At 33.4% G+C, this 19,874-nt stretch carries 19 protein-coding genes, 2 pseudogenes and 1 riboswitch; of the genes and pseudogenes, 5 read left to right on the forward strand and 16 right to left on the reverse strand.

The features are described 5' to 3' along the window. Window positions 1-54: 54 nt before the first annotated feature. A complete protein-coding gene (locus acear_RS07065) occupies window positions 55-486 on the reverse strand; it encodes a threonine/serine exporter family protein (RefSeq protein WP_013278320.1) in 432 nt (143 codons plus the stop codon). A gap of 14 nt (window positions 487-500) precedes the next feature. Continuing rightward, window positions 501-1,253: a threonine/serine exporter family protein gene (locus acear_RS07070; RefSeq protein ID WP_013278321.1), complete on the reverse strand. Its 753-nt coding sequence runs from the start codon at window positions 1,251-1,253 to the stop codon at window positions 501-503. A gap of 118 nt (window positions 1,254-1,371) precedes the next feature. Between acear_RS07070 and acear_RS12580 the strand changes: the two genes are divergently transcribed. Next, window positions 1,372-1,545 (forward strand): hypothetical protein, encoded by a 174-nt coding sequence (locus acear_RS12580; protein ID WP_013278322.1) that lies wholly within the window; start codon window positions 1,372-1,374, stop codon window positions 1,543-1,545. A 19-nt stretch (window positions 1,546-1,564) separates the two neighbouring features. On the opposite strand, the gene acear_RS07075 is transcribed toward acear_RS12580, so the two are convergent. Then, the gene (locus acear_RS07075; protein ID WP_013278323.1) at window positions 1,565-2,314 is read right to left on the reverse strand and encodes a DUF421 domain-containing protein; all 750 of its coding nucleotides are present in this window, start codon (window positions 2,312-2,314) and stop codon (window positions 1,565-1,567) included. 470 nt (window positions 2,315-2,784) lie between these two features. Here acear_RS07075 and acear_RS07080 point away from each other — a divergent pair, with 470 nt between their 5' ends. Then, window positions 2,785-3,705, forward strand: coding sequence for an ABC transporter ATP-binding protein (locus tag acear_RS07080; RefSeq protein ID WP_013278325.1), 921 nt, complete (start codon window positions 2,785-2,787; stop codon window positions 3,703-3,705). A gap of 4 nt (window positions 3,706-3,709) precedes the next feature. Next, on the forward strand, window positions 3,710-4,462 hold the full coding sequence (locus acear_RS07085) for an ABC transporter permease (RefSeq protein WP_280956789.1): 753 nt from the start codon (window positions 3,710-3,712) through the stop codon (window positions 4,460-4,462). A gap of 225 nt (window positions 4,463-4,687) precedes the next feature. Here acear_RS07085 and acear_RS07090 read toward each other — a convergent pair whose 3' ends face one another. The 8 genes and pseudogenes from acear_RS07090 to acear_RS07125 form a co-directional block, all read right to left on the reverse strand. Continuing rightward, window positions 4,688-5,071, reverse strand: coding sequence for a carbonic anhydrase (locus acear_RS07090; RefSeq protein WP_013278327.1), 384 nt, complete (start codon window positions 5,069-5,071; stop codon window positions 4,688-4,690). 325 nt (window positions 5,072-5,396) lie between these two features. After that, window positions 5,397-6,875: a TrkH family potassium uptake protein gene (locus acear_RS07095; protein WP_013278328.1), complete on the reverse strand. Its 1,479-nt coding sequence runs from the start codon at window positions 6,873-6,875 to the stop codon at window positions 5,397-5,399. Window positions 6,876-6,887: 12 nt separating this feature from the next. Next, window positions 6,888-7,547: a potassium channel family protein gene (locus acear_RS07100; RefSeq protein ID WP_013278329.1), complete on the reverse strand. Its 660-nt coding sequence runs from the start codon at window positions 7,545-7,547 to the stop codon at window positions 6,888-6,890. 16 nt (window positions 7,548-7,563) lie between these two features. Next, window positions 7,564-7,962 carry a potassium channel family protein gene (locus acear_RS07105; protein WP_013278330.1) on the reverse strand — a complete coding sequence of 133 codons (399 nt, stop codon included), beginning with the start codon at window positions 7,960-7,962 and terminating at the stop codon, window positions 7,564-7,566. Window positions 7,963-7,964: 2 nt separating this feature from the next. After that, complete coding sequence (locus acear_RS07110; protein WP_013278331.1) at window positions 7,965-8,672, reverse strand: response regulator; 708 nt, start codon at window positions 8,670-8,672, stop codon at window positions 7,965-7,967. Between the two features lie 30 nt (window positions 8,673-8,702). Then, on the reverse strand, window positions 8,703-9,062 hold the full coding sequence (locus acear_RS07115) for a response regulator (protein WP_013278332.1): 360 nt from the start codon (window positions 9,060-9,062) through the stop codon (window positions 8,703-8,705). A gap of 14 nt (window positions 9,063-9,076) precedes the next feature. Continuing rightward, the gene (locus tag acear_RS07120; RefSeq protein WP_013278333.1) at window positions 9,077-10,930 is read right to left on the reverse strand and encodes a HAMP domain-containing sensor histidine kinase; all 1,854 of its coding nucleotides are present in this window, start codon (window positions 10,928-10,930) and stop codon (window positions 9,077-9,079) included. A 106-nt stretch (window positions 10,931-11,036) separates the two neighbouring features. Further along, window positions 11,037-11,205, reverse strand: a riboswitch (cyclic di-AMP (ydaO/yuaA leader). A gap of 89 nt (window positions 11,206-11,294) precedes the next feature. After that, a pseudogene (locus acear_RS07125) lies at window positions 11,295-12,458 on the reverse strand (IS3 family transposase). 792 nt (window positions 12,459-13,250) lie between these two features. Here acear_RS07125 and acear_RS12695 point away from each other — a divergent pair. Then, window positions 13,251-13,730, forward strand: coding sequence for an oxidoreductase (locus acear_RS12695; protein WP_049772663.1), 480 nt, complete (start codon window positions 13,251-13,253; stop codon window positions 13,728-13,730). Then, window positions 13,708-14,481: an oxidoreductase gene (locus tag acear_RS12700; RefSeq protein WP_049772664.1), complete on the forward strand. Its 774-nt coding sequence runs from the start codon at window positions 13,708-13,710 to the stop codon at window positions 14,479-14,481. The genes acear_RS12695 and acear_RS12700 overlap by 23 nt, the downstream gene beginning before the upstream one ends. Window positions 14,482-14,495: 14 nt before the next feature. Here the strand turns inward: acear_RS12700 and acear_RS07140 are convergent, their stop codons facing one another. The 5 genes and pseudogenes from acear_RS07140 to hepT form a co-directional block, all read right to left on the reverse strand. Continuing rightward, window positions 14,496-15,785, reverse strand: a complete 1,290-nt coding sequence (locus acear_RS07140; RefSeq protein WP_013277852.1) for an RNA-guided endonuclease InsQ/TnpB family protein — start codon at window positions 15,783-15,785, stop codon at window positions 14,496-14,498. A gap of 83 nt (window positions 15,786-15,868) precedes the next feature. Next, entirely contained in the window at window positions 15,869-17,809 is a 1,941-nt protein-coding gene (locus acear_RS12165) for a methyl-accepting chemotaxis protein (protein WP_013278337.1), read from the reverse strand. Window positions 17,810-17,845: 36 nt separating this feature from the next. Then, window positions 17,846-18,148 (reverse strand): HD domain-containing phosphohydrolase, encoded by a 303-nt coding sequence (locus acear_RS07150; protein ID WP_083771360.1) that lies wholly within the window; start codon window positions 18,146-18,148, stop codon window positions 17,846-17,848. 428 nt (window positions 18,149-18,576) lie between these two features. Next, window positions 18,577-19,164, reverse strand: coding sequence for a hypothetical protein (locus acear_RS07155; protein ID WP_041667321.1), 588 nt, complete (start codon window positions 19,162-19,164; stop codon window positions 18,577-18,579). A gap of 115 nt (window positions 19,165-19,279) precedes the next feature. Next, window positions 19,280-19,651 (reverse strand): annotated as a pseudogene (gene hepT / locus acear_RS07160) (type VII toxin-antitoxin system HepT family RNase toxin); the annotation flags it as partial. Window positions 19,652-19,874: the final 223 nt, after the last annotated feature.

A 19,874-nucleotide genomic window follows, 5' to 3' on the forward strand; every position in this document is an offset into this window, starting at 1 on the left:
AAACTTAAGGATAAATAAAAGAAAGTATCTAGGAAAGAAGCCAAGAAGGAAGGATTACTGAAGATTAGATTCATCAGTCTGCAGTCTAGCCAAAACTCCAACAAAGATAATCCCGGCTGAAATGGCTCCAGCAATTAAAAATGTCTCTACTCCTGTTGCAAAACCTGCCTGATAATCTTTTTCGATTAGATTCAACATAGTAAAGTAAGCCTGACTTCCCGGCACTAAGGGAATAATTCCTGAGACTATAAATAAAGTTGCTGGTTCCTTAAGTAATCTAGCACTTATCTCTGCTATAATTGTAATTACAACTACCCCTAAGAAGCTGGCAAAGATCTGATTATGAGTAAACTCAAAGGCTAAATTATAGCCTCCCCAGCCTAATACTCCAGCCAATCCACTATTAAATAAAGCCCTTTTTGGCAGTTTGAAGATAATTCCAAAAGCAATCGTAGCTAAAAAAACAGCTAAAATATCTAATACCATGCTATCCACCTCATCTATATTAATATTATCTTAATTCCTAAAATTGATGCTACCCCTAAAGCTATAGCTAATGCTGTCAGTAAAGCATTCATACCCCGAACAACTCCCGATAAAGAATCTCCTGCAATAATATCGCGAGCTGCATTTGTAACTGATACGCCAGGAACAAGAATGATTATAATTCCTAAAATAATCAAATTATGGTCTAAAACAGGATAAAAATAATTACTAACTATTCCTACTGTAGCAGCTATTAATCCGCTTACTACTTCAGCTACAAAGTTATTGATATTATTCCTGCGCATCCAAGTTTCTAATACTAAAGCTCCAATAAAGGCTGGAATTAATTCCAATCTCAAACCATAAACTAGATAGGAAAAGGTTAAACTCCCAACTCCAGCAGATAAATAGGAAATAACAGCTGAATAACTATCTTGATGATTGCTAATCTTTTTCATTTCCATTAAGGCTTGATTTGTTTCAATTTGACCGGTTGTAATCTGGCGGGAAAGATCATTAACCATAGATACCTTCTGTAGGTCAGTAGTCTGGTGTTTAATTCTCTTTATCCGCGTCCAGCTTTGGCCATCTTTATCTTCTAAAGATATAAATAAGCCGGTCGGCAGAGCAAATACCTCTGTTTTTACAAAATCATAGACAGCGCCTATCTTTCTTACTGTTTCTTCAACTCGATAGGTTTCAGCACCATTTTTTAGTAAAATTTCTCCGACTAAACTGACTAGAAGCAGTACATTCTGCTGAGCCACCTATAATCTTCCTCCTTTATTAAAAATTTTATTTACCATTATTAATTATATCACTCTAGACTAGAATTACAAAGAAGATATCAGGTTATACTATAAAAAAATATAAGGAGGATTTTAAATGGTTGATAAAGATATTAATCATGACCCTGAACATGAAAAAGGAGCACCGCCTCCACAGAGCATGCCGGCTTTATTCGGATGGATGACAATCGATCATCAGCGTGAAAAGGCTAAAGAATTAATAGAAATCAGCCAAGAATTAACTGACATTGGAGACTTAGATCGAAACTAAGTAATAATAATACTAAGGATCATTCTGGATCCTTAGTATTATACTCTTCACTCATATCAACTGTATTTTTGCCTAAATTATCTTCATAGAGATCAATATATAATTCTTCTTTGACTGGGTCATAGGCAGCCATGAATACCTCTTCAATCTTCTCAATTCCATAAGCTTTCAACTGTTCTTTTATCCAAGTCTTACTTAGACCATGCTGTTTAAGATTAGGAAGTAAGAGTTTCCCATCAGTAATCACTGCTGTTGGAACTGCTTCTGGCGAAACGCTTAATCCCATATCTTTAACTGTAACTGATTTATGTTCTGGCTTAGGCATTACACTGATATTTCCATTAGGCTCTAAAATAGCATATTCCACCTGTTTTAGATCAAAAATATCCTTTTGCCGCAGATGAGAAGTCAATTCCTGTAAATTAAAGCGGGCTGTTTTCATATTTTTCTCTAAAATCTTACCATTATGAATCAAGACTATTGGTTCACCTTCAATAACCTTTCGAGCTTTACGGCTTCTAACAACAATTAACTGCATCAAAAAAGTCAAAGCAGCAAATAGAGTTAATCCTAATAAATAATGCCAGGTACGTTGATTAAAATCCGTAGTCATAGTAGCAGCAATAGAACCAAAGGTGATTCCATTAACATAATCATGAAAGCTTAATTCACCAATCTGCTGCTTACCTAAAATACGAGTATAAAATAAAATAGCAAAGAATGCTAAGAAGGTCTGAATTATTATCTCAAATATAATTGCTCCAGACATCACTTTTCCCCCTTTATCAAATATTAGTGTACACTATAACAAAAAAATTATCAGGAGGTAAAAGAATGAGTCTTACACTGCAGACAGTTCTGACTATTTTATTTATAGTAGTCGGTTTTGTAATTCTATATATTCTCTCAAAAAAAGAATTAATTTAAATTATTATCTTCTTCCACATCATTTTCCTGCTCGAATTTCTTTACTGAAATTAAATGTAAAATTGAATAAAGAATTCTTGAAGATATTACTATTTGGAATATTAACTAACCATCCTGTACTCTTCCCTGAATATCCCCCACTCTATCCGAGCTCCTAATCCAAAAGTCAGTATTTATCTTAATTAAACTTATATTATTCTCATTATCTATTTTAATATAACAAAAAAAACTTTAATAGATTAAAATTTGATTATTAATAACGAAAGTACTATAATAATTCCTGTATTGAAAAAAATTAGAAAGGAGTCTACTATGTCTGCAGCTATTAAAATTCAAGACCTCAACAAAAGTTATGGTGATCTACAAGCACTAACTGACATTAATTTAAAAATTGAAAAAGGAGAATTCTTTGGACTCTTAGGTCCAAACGGCGCTGGTAAAAGTACGTTAATTAAGATTTTAGGCGGTTTAGCAGATAAGGATTCTGGTCAGGTAAGTATTTTAGGGACTGATATTGATAAAAATCATTGCCAGGCAAAGCGTTCATTAGGAATTGTACCTCAAGAGCTTATTATTGACCCTTACTTTAATCCCAAGGAAACTTTAAAGTTACAGTCAGGATACTTCGGTATTCAGGATAATGATGAAAAAATAAATGAAATATTAACTGCTATGGACTTACATGATAAGGCAAATGCTTATGCCCGCAATCTATCCGGTGGAATGAAACGCAGATTACTTATTGCCAAGGCTTTAATCCATGATCCAGATATAATTGTACTGGATGAACCTACTGCTGGCGTCGATGTTGAACTCAGAAATAACCTCTGGAATTATATTCGACAGTTAAATAATGAAGGAAAGACTATTATTCTAACTACTCATTATCTTAAAGAAGCAGAAGCACTCTGTGATAGAATAGCCATTATGGATCAAGGACATATAGTGGCCGTAGATACTAAGGAAAAGCTAATTAACTCTATAGATAAAAAATTAGTCGAAATCAAACTGAAAGAAGAGATAAATCAGCTCCCTAAAGCCTTTTCTAACTATAAAGTTGAAATTAATGAAGAGGTAGGAAAGATAACCTTTGAATTAAGCAAAAAAGAAATAGAAGATTTCATACGCCAGCTTTATAAATCTGAGATACAAATTAAGGATATAGATATTTCCAGTGCCAAACTAGAAGATGTATTCTTGAAATTAACGAATTTAGGAGGGAAGGACAATTAATTACATATCATTCTATACTTTAGTTAAAAAAGAAGTAATGCGGTTTATCAAAGTCTCAATCCAGACTATTTTTGCACCTTTAATTTCTACTACTCTTTACTTAATAATATTCTCTTACTCCTTTAAAAGTAAAGAAGTAGCTAATTATTCTGTACCCTATATTAAATTCATTATTCCGGGATTAATAATTATGGGAATTATTCAAAACTCTTTTGCTAATACCTCATCTTCATTAGTAATCTCTAAATATCAGGGAACAATTATTGAATTATTACTGGCTCCTTTTTCACATATAGAGTTAAGTTTAGGCTTAATGATCGGTGGAATTGCTAGAGGTCTAGCTGTGGGAATAGCTATCTATCTAGTTTCAATCCTATTTTACGGTGGAACAGTTGCTCATCCATTACTTCTATTATTGGCAGGTACAATAGTTGCTGGCGTCTTTTCTCTATTAGGAATCGTAGCTGGACTCTGGGCAGAAAAATTCGACCATGTTTCAATTTTTTCTAATTTCTTTATTACACCTTTAACCTTCTTAAGCGGTGTTTTCTATTCTGTTGAGTCACTACCGGGAATCTGGAGTAAGATTTCTCTCTTTAATCCTGTTGTCTATATGGTTGATTTAGTCCGTTATTCATTCATCGGCCAATCAGATGTTAATTATCTATTTTCTCTGACAATTATCAGTGGAGCATTTGTAGTTCTTTTAACGTTGGTTACATATCTATTTAAGATTGGCTATAAGATTAAGGATTGATATATTTGTTGCAGTGTATAGTTGATATCTTGCAAACGCTCCAAAAATCAGCCCTATCAATTAGCAATAAATTAATCTTATGACTACATTTTAAAATGTTAGCTTATATAATGATCATTCTCTTTTTTGGGGCTGCTTTAAAGTCGCTTGTTGCAAGATATCAACAATAATTATGCAAAATTATCTGATTGACGTGTTTAAAACCAAATTTTTGATAATCTTTATTTACAATTCTACCCTCTCAACCTTCCATTCTTTATCAACCCAGAGGCCGATAACTTCAGCATCTAAATCCCAGTCTTTCACTTTATCTACAGCAGACTTGATATCTTCTAACTGCTTCTCTTTACCAGCTGGATTGCCGGCACAGTCATAGTGACCAACTACTGCTACTAAATCAGAACCATGCTTATTAACTGAAATTTCAACTCTGCTCTTGATTGATTCTACATTGGATTTCGGCTGGCCTTCAGCTAAAATAAGATTTGGACCGGGCTCGGTAATCATATCAACATATTCTTTGCGATACTCTTCTTGGAGCCATTGAATTACTGGTTCTTGAACTCTACCGTCCATACAATTAATTGCTGTTAAAAATTCTTTCTTCATTAGTCTTCTCCTTTCTACTATAGATTAATCCCAGATTGTATATTTCTAGATTAATTACTTTATCCCTGCAACTTGTCAGCAAAAGTATATCTTTCAGGTCAGAGTAGTATCATAATTACAAATAATAGAATGTATATTGGAATATATAGTTTTCTTTATAATATCGGAGCTCAATTAACTCCTCATGATCTTACAAGTAATCTAGTGCTTTTTATAGATAATCTACTGTTTGCACTAACAACATCTTATTTAATTACTAGATGGGGAGAAGAAATGTTTAATAGAGTGCATTAAATCCTGTATCTTTTAAGATACAGGACTAATATTATTTATTCTCTAAATTAAATTTAAGGTCCTTAATTATCTTTGCTACTGCAAAGAAGATAACTAAAAACTCTAGTCTACCTAAAAACATTCCAACTGTCTCTAGCCATAAAATTCCTGTCGGTGCATCAGCAGCTGTAATTCCAATTGACAATCCAACTGTTCCTAAAGCAGAAGCAAATTCAAACATGGAATTAGTCAAATCATAACCGTAAGCTAAATATATAAATACTCCAATAAAGTATGTCCCCATATATAGATAAATATAGTTAGCAGTTTCGCGAATGTACTCCAATTTTATATACAATTTTGTTTCTCCACGCCAAATATAATTTTCTCTTACAGCATTCTGGGGCAAAAAATACCCCTCAAACTGCCAAATTAATGACTTGAACATAAGATATATCCTATAAAGTTTGATTCCTCCGGCTGTAGAACCGGTTCCGCCACCAATTAACATTAATAAAATCATACTTAACATTCCGAAGGAATTCCAATTGTTGAAAGTATCAAGTGAAAATCCAGTTGTTGAAATAGCAGTTATAGTTTCAAAGATCCCTCTTCTTAATAAATCAGGTAGATAATTATACAGCTCTGTTAAAGTAAAGTAACTAATAAGTGGAGTGAAGACAGCAATTAATACTCCTAACAGCCTCACTTCACCATTCTTAAAGAAGATCTTAAACTTTCCTTTTAACAAAGCAAAATGAGTCGCAAAATTAGTAGTTCCCAATAACATTAAAACCCAGGTTACTATTTCTACAGAAATACTATTCCAGTAACCAATACTAGCCTGTCTAGTAGAAAATCCACCTGTAGATAAAGCTGCTATTGAATGGTTAACTGCATCAAATACTCCCATTCCAGCTAAGATATACAGAATAATACCGCCAATGGTATAACCAGAATAAATCAACATAATTGCTTTGGCAGACTGTTTTACATGGGGCAACAATTGATCACTTCTCCCCTCAGCATTATATAACCCAAACCCATAAGGGTGAAGAATGGAGGATAACATAACAACTATCAAACCAGCTCCGCCAAAGAACTGCATAATACTCCGCCATAAGAGAAAAATATTAGGAGTCTTAGCTTCATTAACTACAGATAAGCCGGTTGTAGTCCAACCGCTAGTAGCCTCAAAAACAGCCTGAGTAAAGTTTAATTTACCTGCTATAATAAAAGGCAAAGCAGAAGCTATAATTGCTAATATCCAGGAAGCTAAAACAATAATTCCTCCCTCTTTTAACGATAGAGTAAAATTATTTTCAGATTGAATCAGTTTCCAGATTACACCTCCCAGAATCATATATAAGAAACTGGGAATCAAAAATGAAGTACTATACATTATATTCTGAGGATAGAACGGCAGCACTAGAAGAGGTAATAATAAAATAACTCCAATACCTATAGTCAAAATCCCTATATATTTTAAAAGTAATTTATATCTCTGAATAATCATCTCTTTATATCTCATTTATCACCCCTCCTATTCACCCGACAGAACTGAAAACGCCTGTCCTTGTTTTTCAGGTAAAGTAATAATTAAAACTTTATCCCCTTCCAGTAATTTAGTATCTCCATGAGGAATCAATACATTCTCTTCTCTAATTACACAGCCAAATACAATATCATGCGGTAGATCTAACTCCCGTACTGTCTTCCCCAATACAGGTGAAGTAGATTTTAAAACAACCTGGGAAATACTAATTCTACCCTCTTCAATAGATAATAAATTATTTACATCTGATATCTCTACCCGCTGTTCGATCAACAAAGAGATCAATTTTGTCGTATTAAAGATCGTTTCTACCCCTAAACTCTTAAATATCTCTTCATTATCAGGATTATTGACTACAGAAAAGGTCTGCGGAATTCCAAATTCTTTCTGAGCTAATTGACAAATAAAGAGATTATCCGGGTCGCTACCGGTCAAAGCTAAAACAGCATCTGTTTTTCTAGCTTCTGCCTGGGCTAGATACTCAGGCTTAGAACCATCACCACAGATTGCAAGACTATTAGTCTCACGAGCCAACATCTTACAGTAATCTTTATCTTTGTTGATAATAGCTACTTCATAGCCTTTAGCAGTAAAATTTTTAGTTAAATGGTAAACAACCTTTCCTCCTCCAACTATGATAATTCTCATGCCTAACCTCTCCTTATCAACTAATAATTTTATCCTTGAATTCAGTCACCAGTAGATTGGTTGGACTCATTTCAATTATATCTGTATCTTCATAAATAACTTCTTTACTAGGATCTATTACTCTAACAAACACTTTAGGAACATCATATAACTCACTAGCTATCTGGGCTATCATTGCATTCACATTATCATCATTAGTAGTAATTACAGCTGCATCAGTCTTATCCAGTTTAGCCTCTGTTAAAACTTCAATCTCAGTCGCATCACCTACAATTGTAAAACCAGTAAACTCAGCTGATAATCTATCAAAAGCTTCACTATCCTTATCCACTACAACTACATTTTGTCCTTCTTTAGAAAGTAAATTAGCTATGGAAGAACCGGTTCTCCCACAGCCAATCACTAAAATATACATTATTATGCCTCCTCTGTCTCATCTTCCTCTTCATCTACCTCACCTAAATTAATATCTCTTTTCTGATACTCAAACTGGGTAGTCCTATCCAAATTATCCCGGGCCGGTTTATAGGATGGATCTAAAGCCAGAGCTGCTCGATACTCTTTCTGTGCTTCCTTTAATTTATCCTGCATTTCAAAAATCACTCCTAATAGATTAAAAGCTTCTGGTTTAGAAGTATCCAGGCTTACTGCTTTCTGTAAATATTCTCGAGCTTTTTCAAACTTCCGGTCATTAATACATGACTTAGCATACTGAACATAATCCTCATAACTATCCAACTCTTCCTCAACAATTTCTATTCGATCCCGGTCAATTACTTCCTGAACAATCTTTCTGATTTCATCAGGAGTAAATGGCTTCCGTAAATAATCTACTGCTCCTAATTTCATTGTCTTAACTGCAGTCTTTACAGAACCAAAGCCGGTAATCATTATTACATTAGCTCCATTATCCTCTTTTTTAATCTCTTCTAATACCTTAATTCCATCTATACCGGGTAATTTCATATCCAATAATATAACAGCAAAATCATCTTCAGCGAATTTATCTATTCCATCCTCTCCATTAACAGCAGTTACTACCTCATAATCTGTCTGCAAACACTGTTTTAGAGTCTTTCTAATATTCTTTTCATCATCAACTATTAAAATTTTCTCTTGAGTCATAATCACTCTCCCCTTTCTTATTCTTGATTTTTATAAGTATTTATCAATTTCAGCCAGTAATCTTTTAGGTTCAATAGGTTTAGTTATATAGCCTTCTGCTCCTAAATTATAAGCTTTTTTGATATTCTCCTCTTCTGCTTTAGCACTTAACATTATAATAGGAGTATTAGCTGTAACTTCTTCATCTTTCAATGTTTCGCAGACTAAAAAACCATTCATTTTAGGAATCTTAATATCTAGCAAAATCAAATCTGGTTTCCATTCAAAGGCAGTCTCTACTGCCTTAACTCCATTAGAAACAGTCTTAACTTCATAACCTGCATTTTGTAAACAGATACGTAAAACAGTAATAATATTCTTATTGTCCTCAACTACTAATATCTTATTCAATCTTATCACCAACCTTATTTCGGTAGTTTAAGAGTAAAAGTGAAGATACTTCCTTCTCCTACCTCACTTTCAACCCAGATTCGCCCGCCATGAGCTTCAATAATCTCTTTCGAAATAGCCAATCCCAGTCCAGTTCCGGTTTCTTCATCCTTATCATCACCTACCCGCACAAATTTTTTGAATATCTTATGACGGTATTCTTTAGGAATTCCTTCACCGGTATCAGCAACTGAAATATGCATCTTATGTCCTTTCTTATCAGCTAAAAGTTTTATTTTATCTCCTTTTCCGGTATAACGTAAAGCATTACCAATTAAATTAGTAATCACCCAAGTAATTTTATTAAAGTCGGCATAAACTTCTAAACCATTAGTTTCTTCAGTTATTAAATCTACTCCCTGCTCCTCAGCCTGAGTCATAAATGGCTGAATAGAGGCTTCAAATATTTTTTTCACTGCAACTGCATCAAATTCTAAGTCTATTTCTCCAGATTCTATCTTAGAAAGATCCAACAGATCATCAACTAAATTATTTAAATGCTCACAGTCCTCTTTGGCTACTTCCAATAACTCTTTTTGTTCCTCATTTATCTCACCAATATTCTCCTCTAATAACATATTAATCCCCATATTCATTGAAGTCAACGGCGTCCTGAACTCATGGGACACCATAGATACAAATTCAGATTTCATCTGATCTACTTCTTTAAGATGAGTAATGTCTTCTAATAAAGTTACTACCAAATTAGTATTTCCTTCTCTATCACTAACAGGAGTTGTATTAATTCTAAAGTAATGTCCTTTACTATCATTATTATCGGGCTTAAACGTTATAACTTCGTTATTCTTACCGACCTGTTCTTCACCTGAATCTAATGTTTCAGTAATTAAATCAAAGATCCTATCCTCATCAATTGATTCTAAGAAATGGGTTTCTACTATATTGTCTTCATTTAAATCAAATAACTCTTCTGCTTTAGGATTCATCAGCTGAACTTTATTCTCTTCATCAGTTACTAAAAGTGGATTGGAGATACTCTTAACGATTGCTTCTGATTTATTCTTCTCTTCAATCACCTTACCTACATTCATCTCCTCAAATTCTTTTAACCGCTCAGTCATACTATTAAACTCATGAGCTAATTGTCCAATTTCATCTTTAGTATCCATTTTAATTTCATGATCCAAATTGCCTGCTGCTATTTCTTTTACTGTTGCTGTCAATTCCTTAACTGGCTTTATAATTAAATTAGAAATATAGATTCCAAACAGAATCGCGAAAATAGTAGCAATCACTGAAAAAATAGCTGTTGAATAAACTGCTTTAACAGCACTATCATTAGCCTTTTCCTGAGCAGTCTTCATATGATTCTGATTAACAAGTAATAGATCCCTAGTTTCTGTCTTTATCTTTTCAAATTGAGGCATTACCTCTTCTAAATAAAAGTTTTGGGCTTCTTTAAGTTTGGACTGATCAGCCTTTCTCTGTAAGGTTGAAAACATTTCTAGATAATTTTGATACTCCTGATTGAGATTAGCAATTATCTTTTTTTCCTTATCTATTGTAATATTATCTTCAGCCCGCGATAGATGCTTCATAAACTGCATCTGATTCTTTTTAAAGATGTCCAGGGCTTTCTTCTGCTGACCGAAGACAAAGATCAGTTCAGCACTATCCTGTCTTTCTAAAGCCTCCATCATCCCTTCGGCGGCAATCACACTGCGGTAATTCTCTACCATAATATCATTAATGGATTCATTTAACGATACAAAGTTATAGATTGCCCAACTGGCTACTCCAATTATGATCATAACTGTTATCAGATATCCCACTAAAATTTTTGTTCTTAAGTTCAAATTTTTAGCCATTATATCACCTCATTCTTAATTTAAAATAAAAAAAGCCGCTGGGAAACCTATCCCTACGGCTTAATTAACTAAAAACCACAGAGAAATCCCTGCGGTTTAACGGCTTTCCCTCTTTCTAAAATGCCTACGAGGTTAGCTGTCGGATTCGGGTTGAAAGAGTAACCCTACCAGTCTCCAATGTAGATTGAAGACCGGATTCACCCCAAAAATGGGTCCCCCGTTTCTATATATCCATCTATTAAAATGGATAATATAGAACTCGGCAATTAAGTATTTTATTTTATGCCTAACAATGTTATTATACTTCGAATTTCATATATTGTCAAATAAAATATGAGGTTCCCCCATTAAATTAGACACTATATTAAGCCATTTTTCTCTCTTTCTCGTAGTCTTTCGGACTCATGTAATCTAAATATGAATGTAGCCTAACTTTATTATAGTAACCAGCAATATATTCAAATATATCTAACCTAGCTTGATTTCTGGTTAAATACTTTTTATGATAAACTAACTCAATCTTCAAAGTACCAAAGAAACTTTCAGCAACTGCATTATCCCAACAGTCACCTTTACGACTCATTGAGGATCTAATACTATGCTGTTTAAATAAATTCTGTACTTTGTGGCTTGCATACTGGCTACCTCTATCAGAGTGGAATATAAGTCCTGCTTCAGGGTTGCGGCGACTTATAGCCATCTTAGTTGCTGACATTATTAAATCTGTATTTATTCTTTTACTCATAGAATAGCCAACTACTTTTCTTGAATAGAGATCAATTACAACTGCCAGGTAAAGCCAACCCTTTTTAGTTGATATATAAGTAATATCAGAGACCCAGACTTTATCTGGTTTATCTATATCAAAATCCCTTTTTAGGAGATTTTCTTTTAAAGGTAAGTCATGATTTGAATTGGTAGTTCTTTTAAACTTTCTTTTTTGAATTGCTTTTAAACCCATTATCCGCATTAACCTAGCAACTCTTTTAATGTTCACTGTATAACCCTCTTTTCGCAGCACTCTATGAATTCTAGGGCTACCATATGTTCCATTATGCTGCCAGTAAATTTCAGCTATTTTAAGTTTTAATTTTTTATTTATTTTTTCTCTTTGAGATGGTTTTCTATTTAACCATTTATAATATCCAGAGCGGGACACCTCTAAAACCTGACACATCTTCACCACAGTAAATTGATCACTGTGGTCCCTGATAAAACCGTAAATTACTTCGCTTCGTTCGAGAAGATGCTTACGGCCTTTTTTAAAATATCACGCTCTGTTTTAGCATCTTTTAATTCTTTTTTTAGTCTTTGAATTTCTTTTTGTTCAGGAGTTAGTTTCTGTTTGCCATGGCCTGGAAAAGCAAGATCACCTTTATCTTTGTACTCTCTACGCCATCTAATTAAAGTACCATAAGGTATGTCAAGATTTTCAGATACATTTTTTAACTGTTTTATCTGATCTATTTGATAGTTCAACAGCATCTTTTTTGAATTCTTCTGTATATGTTCTTCGTTTTTCTCCCAATTGTAGCACCTCCGTTACTTCTATTATATCGCTTAACTGGGTGTCTAACAAATTGGGGGAGGGTCAATTTAAAATCCTCAAGGATATAAATATCATCTCCAATTATTTCATAATCAATAATAGAATTAATTATAATTAACCAAAAAATAACCTGTATCCGCAGGAAGGATACAGGTTTATTAATTACCGCTGTTAAATATTAAAACAACAATCTATTCTTTCTCTACTAGCTTTATCTTCTATTTTATTATGTAATACCTTATATAATCAATTCATTAATTATAAATATATTATATCAAATAATACAGAATTGATAGAAATATCATTAATTATTCACTACAGAAACCAAATACTCCCCCTTCACAGAGACAGCTAAGGAGCCAAACCACCAAAATCAATTCAAGATAACAACTGCAGCCACAAGAATCCTTTTCATGGTAACCAGACATCCATTATCCCCCTTTCTTTGCTTTTATTTAATAATCAAAACCGCTGAGAACTCCGCCACCAATCTGTTGTAAGATTAAAATAACAATTAAAATTGTAATAGGATCTGCTTTAAAGTAATCTTGTGCCACTTAAACCCCCTCCTTTCTTTTATAATATAATATGTATTCACAATATAATTGTGCAGAATTATTAAAAATCGTAACAGACCAACAAACAAAATCTTTAAAAGAATTAACCAATAGTATAAATAAAGTTTAAGAAATAATGGACATAAAGTAAAAATATTAATGAATATTTTTACTTACAATTTATCATTATATTAACAGATTAAGGGGGATGAATATGCAGAATTCAAAATTATTTGAGCCTCTTGAAATTAATTCAGTGGAAATAGAAAATAGAATAGCTATGGCTCCCATGGCCATAGGGGGCTTAGTTACTCAAGATGGCTGTTTTACTAAACGAGCTAGAGATTATTATGTAGAACGAGCTAAAGGCGGAACAGGTTTAATAATCACCAGTGTTACAAAAGTAGAGAATGAAATAGAAAGAATCAAACCGGGAATCTTCCCTGTTATTTCTGCCAATCCTACTCGTTTTATTAAGACAGCTTCTGAAATGAATGAACAGATCCATGCTCACGGTACAAAAATATTTTTACAATTAACACTTGGTTTAGGAAGAGTTGCTGACCCTCATGTTTTAGAGACAGAACCGGTAGCTCCTTCTGCAGTTCCTAATTACTGGAAACCTGATGTAACCTGTAGAGAACTTACTACTAAAGAAGTAGAAAGACTAGTTGAAAAAACAGTTCAAGGTTAGGTTAAGATTTCCTACTGAAGTTGTACAGAATATCAAGCATAATTTAGGTAATGAATTTCCTGTTCAACTCAGATACAGTATCAAAAATTATATAAAGGATTGGAATCAAGGCGGATTACCGGACGAAGAATTTGAAGAGCAGGGCCGGGATACAGATGAAGGACTTCAAGCAGCACAGCTGCTTGAGGAAGCCGGCTATGATGCTTTTACTGCTGATGCCGGCTCCTATGATGCTTGGTACTGGGCTCATCCACCAATTTATCAAGACTACGGCTGTTATCTACATTTGACTGAACAGCTTAAGGACAAAGTAGATGTACCGCTTATAATTGCCGGTAGAATGGATGATCCTAAGTTAGCAACAGAGGTTATTGCAGAAAATGAAGCTTTGGACATGGTTGCTATTGGTCGAGGGTTGCTTGCTGATCCAGAGTGGCCTACTAAGGTAAAACATAATCAACTCAAAGATATACATCCCTGCATTGCCTGTCATGATGAATGCTTAGGCAGAATTTTTGCTGGTAAACCGCTATCCTGTGCTGTAAATCCTGCTTGTGGTCGAGAAAGAGAATATGATATTCCGCAGACAAACGATCCTAAAAATATAGCTATTATTGGCGGCGGACTAGCAGGACTGGAAGCAGCTCGGGTCTGTGCACTTAAAGGCCGTGAACCACCTCCGAGACAAGCAACGGAGGCTTCTCTTACTTCACACATCCTAAAAAAGCAATGCGTTACTAGAGAGATTTGAAAGATGTTTGGTATCTAAGCCACCCTTAATCTTTTTGGAGGGTTCACGACTCCATTATCCCTAGCTCGGTTAATAAGTTCGGGAATACATTTATCTAGAAATTTACGCATTATATTCAGACTACCATTTACATCAGCATTTATAGTTAATCCAAAATTAGATTGAAAAAGCCCTCTTTCAACTCTGCGAGACTTATTGTAATTATCTTTATTTAACTTCTCTAAATCAATTGCCGAGCATCCACTAGTATAGGCTTCATTAATGATATTAACCTCTATACCTTCTAGTTTAGCCTTATATTCTATTAAATCTTTTAATCGTTGAATTGGCACTTGCACGAAAGATTTATTATAATCCATACCTTGCTTGATTTCTTTTAAATCACCGATTACTATTTTAGACACATTATGCTTTTTAGCCAAATTAACTATTTTTCTACTTGCTTTATGAAGGTAATCAAATACATAATTTCTACGTTTAGTACGAAGTTTCTTAATTTGTTTGGTATCTTTAAATTTTTTGCTACCAGTTTGCTTCATTCTAATAGATTGCAATCTATTTATTTCCTGGTTAAAATACTTATTCTTACTTTTGAGCGGTTTACCATTAATAATGTAGTTTTCAGTATTATCTTTAAAGGTTAAAGTAGCTAAATTATCTAATCCTAAATCTATTGACATTATATTATCACCTGGAGAATTTTCTTTCGGCTGTTGTTTATATATTATTAATAGATACCATTGGTTAGTTAGGTTATCTTGTTTTATCCTAACTTGTTGGAGGGAGTTTTCCACGGAATGTCCTTTGGACATGGAGAGATTATCCTCGTCTATAAGGCTTTCAATTACTGTAGGTAATCGAAATTTAAGACTGTCCACCTGATATCGGTTTTTAATCTCTTTGGATAAGGATAATAACAAGTTGCCCTCCCTAATTCTAGTAGCTAAATTAGTGAATATCACTTCACTTGGATTATTGTCTAAATACTTAAATTTAGGTGGTCTTGGTTGACCTTGATACTTGCTAGGATTGTTATTGTAATCTTCAATGCTATTAAAGTAACTTTTCCAATCTTGAACTAATTGTTTAAAAAGTTGTTGCCTATTGTGACTATGTAGATAGTCGGTATGCCAATTATCCTTAAAGTTATTTTCTAACCTAGTATAGACTGGTTTAATATCTTTGTTATTTTTGATTGCATAATTAGTAATATTATACAGCTTAGAACAGTGCCAACTTAACTCTTTAACTATTTCTAGTTGCTTATGACTAAAATCGGGCTTAAATTTAAAAGATAGTTTCATTTTCTCACCTCCTCTCGCACCTTGTTATCTAGGTATATTATAACATAAAAATTAATATTTGTTATTTGTAGACTTAAGTTTAGTTAAACTTTAAATTTATTAACCATTTGTTGTAATCTTTGGGAGTTATCTGCTAAATCAGTAGATGATTCAGTAACTTCTTCAATAACCTGATTAACTTCATCTGTAGCATTACTAATCTCATCACTTCCAGCTGCTAATTGTTCTATAGCAGCACTAGCCTGTTGCATCTGCTCTATAGTATCTCCTAATCTACTCATAATATCTTCAAAAGCCTCTCCGGCTTCACTAACCCGCTTATCCCCTTTAGTTATTTGCTCTTCATTTTCTTTAGTTGCTTCTAGAGTTTCATCTGCCTTAATAGTAGTTTTTTCAATTAAATTAGCAATATTATCAGTTGCGTCGTTAGTTTCCTCAGCTAATTCTCTAATTTCTTCGGCAACGACTGCAAAACCTTCACCATGCTCTCCAGCTCTAGCTGCTTCAATTGAAGCATTTAAAGCTAATAAATTAGTCTGTTCTGCTATATTGGTAATTAAATCATTAATCTCTTCTATTTCCTGAATTAATTCATTTAATTTCTCTACGTTATCTGTAGAAATTTCAACAGATGATTTTATATTTTCAAATTGCTCCATCACTTGTTCAAGTTTCTCTCCGCCATCTTCTGCAATTTCGCCAGTTTCTTCAGAAAAAGAAGTTACTTGCTGGCTACTAGCTGATGCTTCTTCAACACCTGCAGTCATCTGTTCAATGTTATTCATGGTTGTTTCAATTACTGCATTACCTTCCTCAGCACTTGCTGATAACTGCTGACTAGCAGAAGCAACTTCCTCTGTCTCTTCGGTAATATTTTTCATAATTTCTTGTAAGCTAGCCAATAGATCATTAAAGGCATCTGCTAGTTTACCTACTTCATTTTCTTCTTCTACATCCAGTCTTTGAGTTAAATCTCCTCCTTTATTGGCAATCTCTTCTACTTTTCCCTGTAGAGTATTTAATGGACTTAATGAACTCTTAATTAACCAATAAAGCAGACCACATAAAATTAAGACTCCAACAACTCCTAAAATAATCATTTTAAAAGTTGCTTCATTTACAGCAGACATAATTTCACTCTGCTCCACTGTCATTAAAATCTTCCAACCGCCAATTTCAATAGGAGCATAAGCAATAACTCTATCAAGCTCTTTATTATGTACTATCTTTTCTTGATCAGAATTTATCAGTGGATTGAAAGCATCTTTATACTGATCAATTTCATTCAAATATTTAGTCAGTAATTTATCTTCATCAGAAGTACCTACAACTTTATTTTCACTGCTTAAAAGATAAAATCTAGCTGTTTTAAAGGGATTTAAATTTCTTAACATATTTTGAAATTCCGTTAAACTACGATCTATTCCGGCAATCCCCATAAATTCACCATCAACTTCAATAGGATGGGTTGTTTCGGTGATCATTTCACCCTGATAATCATAGGGCTCTGTAAGTGTTGTCTGACCGGTCTTTTTAGGTGTTTGATAATATGTGCTGGTTGATATATCTAACAGTGGCTCCATTTCAATTCCACTTTCTGTTCTGTGAACATAAGGAATAAATCTTCCTGCAACATTATGAGCATTCTCTAATGTCCCAATATATTCATTATCCGCTCCATCAGCATTAGATTCATAAGCAAAATAAGCTGCTGAAAAATTAGAATGATTATCTAAAAAGCTGCGTAAATAACTTATACTTTCTTCTCTTTCACCTAGGTTTCCTACTTCCTGATATTGAGCCAGTGTTTCAACTAAATCTACTGTTCGCTTATTTTCAGCATTAATTTGATTAGATATATTGAGAATAATCTTTTCTATTTCTTTATTGATTTCTTCCGTTTGAGCCTGTCTAAAATCAAGTATTACCAAGGTGAAAATAACTGTTAACACAACAATTATTGCTACACCTACTTTAAGTGTTATAGATTTCTTTAGAGAATCATTAAGTTCAATACCTAGCATTATTTAATTCCTCCTCACTATAATTTTTCTGTTTAATTATCCCTGTTCAATATTATCTTCTAGCTCAAATGAATTCATCAGTTTTAGGCAGTTTAGTAATAATTCTAAACATACTTCTACTATTTGAGAATCATATAACCTCCCTTTATTATATTTAATTTCATTCCTGGCTTGTTTAATTCCTAAATCTGGACGATACGGTCGATGGGAACTCATCGCTTCGACAACATCAGCCACAGCTATAATTTTGGCTTCTACCAGAATCTCATCTTCTGTAAGTCCCTGCGGATAACCAGAGCCATCCAATCTTTCGTGATGTTGAAGTATTATCTCTTCAATCGGCTACGGAAAGTTTAATTTATTTAACTAAAAAATAATTTTATTAACATTTATATACAATTTAAAATAAATTACATAAATTATGTAATTTAACGAAATAATTTTATGATCTTTTTACCATCTTGATCATAAAATTCCTGGACACTCATTACTCTTTTCGATATTTTAAACAATATTCCTTGTTATTTCCATTAAAAACTTACTTTTAAATATAGTTTTATAATTTTTTACAAAAATAACAACAAACTAACTACAAATTAATTAATCTATATTAAAATTATCATATAAATATTAATAATTTAATCAGTATAAAATTCGAATAATTAAAAGGTATGTCTGTTAAACTTTTCTATTTTACTAATTTTTTTAGCTTTAAGCAGGCAAAGTTCTAGAAATGAGAAAACCTTATATACTTGCCTCGAGATAATTCATTCCTCTGCTAAGTTATAGAATCCGCTTTCTAACTCATCTACCTGAGACTTAACTTCCGAATAAGAAGACTCCACCTTAGAAGCAGCTTTTATCTCCTCTAATCCGTAATCAAGATACTCCTGCTGATGTTCTTTCTGTTTAACCTTATTAAGCTCCGATTCTTTACTATTCTGCAGCTGATAATTATCCATAAAGTCATCTAAACGCTGCTGCTCCTGCTCTAATTTAACTATTTTTTCCTGTAAAGTTTGCCGCTTGGTTTCCTTATCCTCTTTAACCTCTTTAAGTTTCTGCTGTTCCTGTTTCGTTTTCTGTAGCTGATTCTTTAAATCAGCTCGGCGAGCCGTTAATTCCTCCTTAGCTACTCTCCAGTCCTCAATCTCCTCTGCCTGATAATAACGATAGAATCTCTTTAGCTCCTGATTCAACTCTATAAAGAATCCTTCTCGGTCCTGATACTCTCTTAACTCTTCTTCCTGAGCCTTGATCTCATCTTCGAGATTGGCCTTAAAGTCCGCAATGGATGACGGAGAAGTAAAGACCCGGTTCGATTCCGGCTGATAGATGGCTAAATTATCATTCAATAGAGTACTAAAGCCTTCTCTAATCTCCTGTTGGGCCAGATTCTCAGTATTCCTGATCAGAAAGAGCAGCGGAAAGTCCTGGTCTAACTCCTTTCTCTGTAATGCCTTCTTTTATTTATTCTATATATTCTTTAAACCAGTAAAATAATCTCTCAATTTGCTCCAGATTTTTAGTTAAAATATTAAAGATCACTTCATCCTCTAAAGTCGTATAATCATGAACGATTACATTCCTGAATTTGGCCATCTTAATATAATCATCAATTTCCTCTTTAATAATTCCATTTTCAGCCAAGATATTCATGATATCAGCATTTGTATCTGCCACACCTAATCTTTCATCACTAATTATATGGCTCCCAATATCCAAACAAGACTCGATAGCTAAATGTAATGTTCTTTCAATGAAGCGCCGAAGTAATTTATCATTTTGATATTCAACCCAGTTGAGATCTTCATATTCTCTTAAATCATTAATATATTCCTCTAACTTTAAGAGCCTATTAGGAAATAATCCGTAACCCTCCCTTTTTCAAATGGGAGATATAAGGATTAGCAAATATTAATTTAAACAATTGATATTTGCTCCATAATTTATTATAATATAGATGTAAATTACAAGTGAATATTGGAGGTTGCAGTAGCTAAACCTCTACTGTGTAAAATATTCAGGGTGCTCGTTGTAGATAGAAGACACTAAATCTTCTAGT

Source organism: Acetohalobium arabaticum DSM 5501 (genome assembly GCF_000144695.1).
Taxonomy (GTDB): domain Bacteria; phylum Bacillota; class Halanaerobiia; order Halobacteroidales; family Acetohalobiaceae; genus Acetohalobium; species Acetohalobium arabaticum.

Bases quoted from the DNA above. Each gene is read 5' to 3' on its own strand.
- acear_RS07065 (WP_013278320.1), bottom strand. From the start codon at position 486: ATGGTATTAGATATTTTAGCTGTTTTTTTAGCTACGATTGCTTTTGGA.
- acear_RS12580 (WP_013278322.1), top strand. From the start codon at position 1,372: ATGGTTGATAAAGATATTAATCATGACCCTGAACATGAAAAAGGAGCA.
- acear_RS07075 (WP_013278323.1), bottom strand. From the start codon at position 2,314: ATGTCTGGAGCAATTATATTTGAGATAATAATTCAGACCTTCTTAGCA.
- acear_RS07080 (WP_013278325.1), top strand. From the start codon at position 2,785: ATGTCTGCAGCTATTAAAATTCAAGACCTCAACAAAAGTTATGGTGAT.
- acear_RS07090 (WP_013278327.1), bottom strand. From the start codon at position 5,071: ATGAAGAAAGAATTTTTAACAGCAATTAATTGTATGGACGGTAGAGTT.
- acear_RS07095 (WP_013278328.1), bottom strand. From the start codon at position 6,875: ATGAGATATAAAGAGATGATTATTCAGAGATATAAATTACTTTTAAAA.
- acear_RS07100 (WP_013278329.1), bottom strand. From the start codon at position 7,547: ATGAGAATTATCATAGTTGGAGGAGGAAAGGTTGTTTACCATTTAACT.
- acear_RS07105 (WP_013278330.1), bottom strand. From the start codon at position 7,962: ATGTATATTTTAGTGATTGGCTGTGGGAGAACCGGTTCTTCCATAGCT.
- acear_RS07110 (WP_013278331.1), bottom strand. From the start codon at position 8,672: ATGACTCAAGAGAAAATTTTAATAGTTGATGATGAAAAGAATATTAGA.
- acear_RS07120 (WP_013278333.1), bottom strand. From the start codon at position 10,930: ATGGCTAAAAATTTGAACTTAAGAACAAAAATTTTAGTGGGATATCTG.
- acear_RS12695 (WP_049772663.1), top strand. From the start codon at position 13,251: ATGCAGAATTCAAAATTATTTGAGCCTCTTGAAATTAATTCAGTGGAA.
- acear_RS07140 (WP_013277852.1), bottom strand. From the start codon at position 15,785: ATGAAACTATCTTTTAAATTTAAGCCCGATTTTAGTCATAAGCAACTA.
- acear_RS12165 (WP_013278337.1), bottom strand. From the start codon at position 17,809: ATGCTAGGTATTGAACTTAATGATTCTCTAAAGAAATCTATAACACTT.